The organism is Streptomyces sp. NPDC047981 (assembly GCF_040653315.1).
Lineage (GTDB): Bacteria > Actinomycetota > Actinomycetes > Streptomycetales > Streptomycetaceae > Streptomyces.
Genome location: NZ_JBEZNQ010000170.1, coordinates 1 through 4,723, shown reverse-complemented (window position 1 = coordinate 4,723; position 4,723 = coordinate 1). Strand labels below are relative to the sequence as shown.

The window sequence follows — 4,723 nt, the reverse complement described above, 5'->3', positions numbered from 1 at the left end:
GCGGTGCGCTGCTAAGGCGCGTCCAGATCTCCACGATGATGGAATACTGTAACGAACAGGTCAACGACTCAATCTACCTCTGCAACAAGAACGACTCCGCCCGGCGCGCGCTCCAGGAGCGCCCGTACCGTCGCGTCGGGCAGTTCCTCCACCCGCAGCCCGGTCACCACGCCCGCGCAGCCGGCGCCCGCCACGACGGCGAGCCGCGCGTGCCGGCGGGGGCACTCGGACGCGGTGCGGTGCAGCACCTCCGCGAGGTTGTCGCAGCCGCGCAGCAGCCGACCCTCACCGACGGGCACGGAACCCCGCATCCGGGCGGGCTCGGGATCGCAGGGGAAGACCGAGCGCAGCGCCACGACCACCTGCTCTGCCGCGGCGAGCACCTCCAGCTGCCCCTTCGTCTTGCCGGCCACGCGCAACGGCAGCAGCGCCGTGCCGAGGCGGTCGTCGGGGAAGGGCGCCCGGGTGACGGGCGTGGCACCGGCGGTGTGCCATTCGGCCTGGACGGTGCTGCGGCCGGGGTCGCGCAGGGCGGTGGTGAGGAGCGTACGGCCGCGGCAGGTGAGCCGTTCGCCGACGATGCGGACCGTGGGTTCGACCTGGACCGCGAGGTCGAGGCGGACGGGTCCTGCGGGTCCATCGACGGTGCAGCCGATCCGGAAGCCGCGCCGCCCCTGGGCGTCGGGCCGGGCCCGCTCGGGCACGTGGGCGGCGGCGCCGGGGAACGCGGCGGCCAGGTCCTCACCCGCGCCGAGCCGGGCGAGCGCCTCGTAGGCGCGCAGGGCGCTGGACTTGCCGCTGCCGCTCGCCCCGGTGAAGAGGGTCACGGGGCCGAGCGGATGGACGGCGGCGCGGTGCGCGGCGAAGGCGGAGAGGCGGAGTTCGGTGACGGCGGGGCGGGCGGGCCTGCGCACGGAGGCGTCCATCAACTGCCGCAGCGCGTCCCGGCGCGCGGCCCGCGCGCCGGGACCGACCGGCCCACCCGCCACCGTCGTACCGCCCACCCCGGGAGCCCGCTCTCCGGTGGGGCCGCGTAACGGTGCCCGGACCGGGGTCGTACAGGCAGGGGAGGCGGCGGAGGAAGCGGAGAGGGAGGACGAGGAGAGGGAGGAGGCGGAATCGGGCGTGTGGCCGCCGGTGGAGTCCATGATCGGACCGTACGCAGCGGCGCGGATGACGAACCGTTACGCCCTGTCCAGCTTCCTACGATCGAGGGACGGCCGCCCCGGCCACGTCGTCCCCGGCCTCCGCGTCCGGCGCGCCCTCGACCTCCGTGCCGGCCGGGGCGAGCAGGAAGACGTTGCGGTCGACGCGGTGCATCCCGCTGCCGAGACCGAACACCACGCCGCTGCTGAAGTCCAGGATGCGCTTGGCGACTTCGGTGTCCGCGCTGGTCAGGTCGAGGAGGACCGGGATCCTGGCGATGAGGTACTCGGCGACCTCACGGGCGTCGGCGAAGACCTGCACACGCAGGACCACCATGCGGCGATGCTCGGCGGCCTCGTAGGGATCGTGCATCGCGCGGTGGTCGACCCTGGACGGCCATTCGTCACGGCCGCGCAGGGGGACGACCTGGGCGAGGCCCTCCCACTGTGCGTCGGTGACGTCGTACCTCTCGTACCTACTCATGCGCCCATCCTCCCGTTTCTCACCCGTTCGGCCCAACACCGACACGAGTGGACTGCGAGCGGCCCTTCGCGGACGTCATCAGCGTTCGACCGGCAGTCCGCGCGGTTCCTTGACCCGCTTCATGATGATCTGCGAGTTGACCTCCGTGACACCGGCGAGCGAGGTCAGCCGCTCGATCCAGAGGCGCTCGTACGCGGCGAGGTCGGCGACCGCGATACGCAGGAGGCAGCCGGGGCTGCCGAAGAGGCGGTACGCCTCGATGACGTCCGGGATGGACTGCAGGGCCTCCTCGAAGGCCTCGACGGTCTCCCGGTCGCGCCGGACCTCGATCGAGACGAGGACCTCGAAGCCGCGTCCGACGGCCGAGGGGTCGATCACGGCGCGATACCCCTGGATCACCCCGTCCTCCTCCAGCTGCCGCACGCGGCGCAGGCACGCGGAGGCGCTGAGGCCGACGCGCTGGGCGAGCTCCTGATTCGTCAGTCGGCCGTCGTCCTGAAGCTCACGCAAGATGCTGCGGTCGATCCGGTCCATGACGCAATTATGCATGCCGGAATTCACGGTTCCGGCGCGGAACTCGCAATCATATTCCATACAAGCTGAACTATCGTTGCGAAGGCGACTACCTTCGATCTCCGGGACAGACACCCATGCAGCGGACACGCGACGACCGGCCCCGCCGGATCACCCTCATCAGCACGGGCGGCACCATAGCCAGCCGCTGGCAGGGCACCGGTTACGCCGCCGACGCCTCCGGTGACGACGTCCTGGCCACCTCGGCGCTGCCCGAGGGCGTGACGGTCGAGGTCGTCGACCTGTTCAACGTCAACAGCTCCCGGATGACCTCCGCCCGCCAGCTCACGCTGCTGCACGCGGTCCACGCGGCGCTGGCCGACCCAGGAGTGGACGGCGTCGTCGTCACGCACGGCACGGACACCCTGGAGGAGTCCGCCTTCTTCCTGGACCTGCACCACTCCGACCCCCGCCCCGTCGTCTTCACCGGCGCGCAGCGCCCGCTCGGCACGGGCGACGGCGACGGCCCCGGCAATGTGTACGACGCCCTCCAGGTCGCCGCCTCGGTGCGCGACCTGGGCGTGCTCGTGGTCTTCGACGGCAAGGTGCACGCGGCGCGCGGCACGGTGAAGACGCAGACCCTCGCGGCGGACGCGTTCGCGGACCCCTCCGAGAGCGGCCTCGGGAAGGTCGGCTTCGGCAGCGTGCACATCCGCCGCGGCCCGGACCGCCCGACTCCGCTCCCCCTGCCCACGGCCACCGGCACCTCCGCGGCGCTGCCCCGGGTCGACGTCGTCATGCACCACAGCGACGGCGACCCGCTGTTCCTGAACACCTCCGTCGCGGCCGGGGCGGGCGGCGTCGTGCTCGTCGGCACCGGCGCGGGCAACGCCACCCCCGAGGTCTCCGCGGCCGTCGGCGCGGCCGTCGCCCAGGGCACCCTGGTGGCCCTGAGCACCCGGGTCCCCGCCGGACCGATCGCCGAGCTCTACACCGGCGGCGGGGCCGTGGACCTGGTGGCCGCCGGAGCCGTGTCCGCCGGGACGCTGCGCGCCGGGCAGGCCCGGATGGCCGTCCTGGCGACCCTCCTCGCGGACGTCTCCGCGGAGCGCCGCCCCGCGCTGCTGCACAGCCTGCTGAACGGCCCGGCCCGCCAGGAGCCCGCGCTGACGGCGTCCGGCTCCCGCTTCTCCGGCGCTTCCTGACGGGCCGTACGCCGGGTCATTCCCTCACGCAGTGGTGCCGTGACGACCGGTCACGGGGGTGCGGGACGGGCGGCTTCGGGGACTCCGACGCCGCCGGCTCGGCCGCGTGCCGGCGGACCGCCGACAGCAGGGCGTCGACGTCGGCGGCCGAGTGCGCGAACGAGGTCACGAACCGCACCACGCCGGGCTCCCAGCGGTCGTGGTAGAAGGCGTAGCCATCGGCGAGCAGGCCCTTGACGACGTGCGGTGCGAGCCCGCAGAAGACCATGTTCATCTCCGGCTCCGCACCGGGCAGTTCCGCACCGGGCAGTTCGACGCCCGGCAGACCGCTCAGGCCGTCCCTGAGACGCGCGGCGAGAGCGTTCGCCCGGCCGGCGTTGCGCAGCCAGAGGCCGTCGGTGAGGTAGGCGTCGAGCTGGGCGGCGTGGAAACGCGCCTTGGCGGCGAGCTGCCCGGCCCGCTTCACACGGGCGGCCAGTTCGGCGGAGAGCGCCGGGTCGAAGGAGATGATCGCGTCCGCGGTCATCGTGCCGTTCTTGGTCGTGCCGAACGACAGCACGTCGACGCCGGCCTTCCAGCTCATCTCCGCCGGGCTGACGCCGAGCCTGCTGAGCGCGTTCGCGAAGCGCGCGCCGTCCATGTGCACGCCGAGCCCGGAACCCTTGGCGATCAGGCACAGGGTGCGGATCTCCTCGACGGTGTACACGCCGCCGGTCTCCGTGCCCTGGCTGAGGGTGAGGGCGGAGGGCTGGACGCTGTGCCGGTCGCCCGCGCGCCGCCGGATCTCCCGCAGCAGGGCCTCGGGGTCGACCTTGCTGTCGGCGCCGGGCACGGTGACGACCTTGGAACCGCCCGTGAAGAACTCGGCGGCCCCGCACTCGTCGTTGTGCACATGGCTCCCGGAGTGACACAGGACGCTGCCCCAGGGCCGGGCGAGGGCCGACAGGGCGAGGCCGTTGGCGGCGGTCCCCGAGGAGACCAGGAAGACGTCGAGGTCCCGCTCGAAGAGGTCCCTGAGGCGGCGCCGGACGGAGTCCGTGTACGGGTCGGCCCCGTAGGGCATGGAGTGCCCTGCCAGGGCCCTGGTGAGCGCCTCCGCGACCTCGGGGGACGCGCCGAAGGTGTTGTCGCTGAGGAAGTTCCGGCCGTCGGTGTCCGACTCGGCGGCGTGCGACTCGCGGGCGTGCGACTCGCGGGCGTGCGACTCGGAAGCGTCACTCATCGCGCGTCCAGGTGTCGTTGCCGGTGAGGAGTTGGGTGAGGTCGCCCTTGCCGTGTTGCTCGATGGCGGTGTCGAGTTGGTCGGCCATGAGGGTGTCGTAGACGGGTCGTTTCACCGAGCGGAAGACGCCGATGGGGGTCTGGTGGAGGGTGTC

General features: G+C 72.8%; 4 protein-coding genes and 2 pseudogenes. 1 reads left to right on the top strand and 5 read right to left on the bottom strand.

Annotated features, from left to right (window positions below; genetic code table 11):
* Positions 1 to 107: 107 nt before the first annotated feature.
* From AB0E14_RS39315 to AB0E14_RS39305, 3 genes and pseudogenes are all read right to left on the bottom strand, one after another.
* A pseudogene (locus AB0E14_RS39315) lies at positions 108 to 926 on the bottom strand (ATP-binding protein); the annotation flags it as partial.
* 277 nt (positions 927 to 1,203) lie between these two features.
* Positions 1,204 to 1,629: a cell division protein SepF gene (locus AB0E14_RS39310; RefSeq protein ID WP_362430263.1), complete on the bottom strand. Its 426-nt coding sequence runs from the start codon at positions 1,627 to 1,629 to the stop codon at positions 1,204 to 1,206.
* 78 nt (positions 1,630 to 1,707) lie between these two features.
* The gene (locus AB0E14_RS39305; RefSeq protein ID WP_362430260.1) at positions 1,708 to 2,163 is read right to left on the bottom strand and encodes an Lrp/AsnC family transcriptional regulator; all 456 of its coding nucleotides are present in this window, start codon (positions 2,161 to 2,163) and stop codon (positions 1,708 to 1,710) included.
* Positions 2,164 to 2,279: 116 nt separating this feature from the next.
* Between AB0E14_RS39305 and AB0E14_RS39300 the strand changes: the two genes are divergently transcribed.
* A complete protein-coding gene (locus AB0E14_RS39300; RefSeq protein ID WP_362430257.1) occupies positions 2,280 to 3,347 on the top strand; it encodes an asparaginase in 1,068 nt (355 codons plus the stop codon).
* A gap of 16 nt (positions 3,348 to 3,363) precedes the next feature.
* On the opposite strand, the gene AB0E14_RS39295 is transcribed toward AB0E14_RS39300, so the two are convergent.
* Together AB0E14_RS39295 and AB0E14_RS39290 are read right to left on the bottom strand one after the other, a co-directional pair.
* Positions 3,364 to 4,569, bottom strand: coding sequence for a low specificity L-threonine aldolase (locus AB0E14_RS39295; RefSeq protein WP_362430253.1), 1,206 nt, complete (start codon positions 4,567 to 4,569; stop codon positions 3,364 to 3,366).
* Positions 4,562 to 4,723, bottom strand: a pseudogene (locus AB0E14_RS39290) (2-oxoacid:ferredoxin oxidoreductase subunit beta); the annotation flags it as partial. The pseudogene AB0E14_RS39290 and the gene AB0E14_RS39295, both read right to left, overlap by 8 nt.

What these genes read in the sequence shown, in the direction of transcription:
- AB0E14_RS39295 (WP_362430253.1), bottom strand. Translation starts at nt 4,569, where the DNA reads ATGAGTGACGCTTCCGAGTCGCACGCCCGCGAGTCGCACGCCCGCGAG.
- AB0E14_RS39305 (WP_362430260.1), bottom strand. Translation starts at nt 2,163, where the DNA reads ATGGACCGGATCGACCGCAGCATCTTGCGTGAGCTTCAGGACGACGGC.
- AB0E14_RS39300 (WP_362430257.1), top strand. Translation starts at nt 2,280, where the DNA reads ATGCAGCGGACACGCGACGACCGGCCCCGCCGGATCACCCTCATCAGC.
- AB0E14_RS39310 (WP_362430263.1), bottom strand. Translation starts at nt 1,629, where the DNA reads ATGAGTAGGTACGAGAGGTACGACGTCACCGACGCACAGTGGGAGGGC.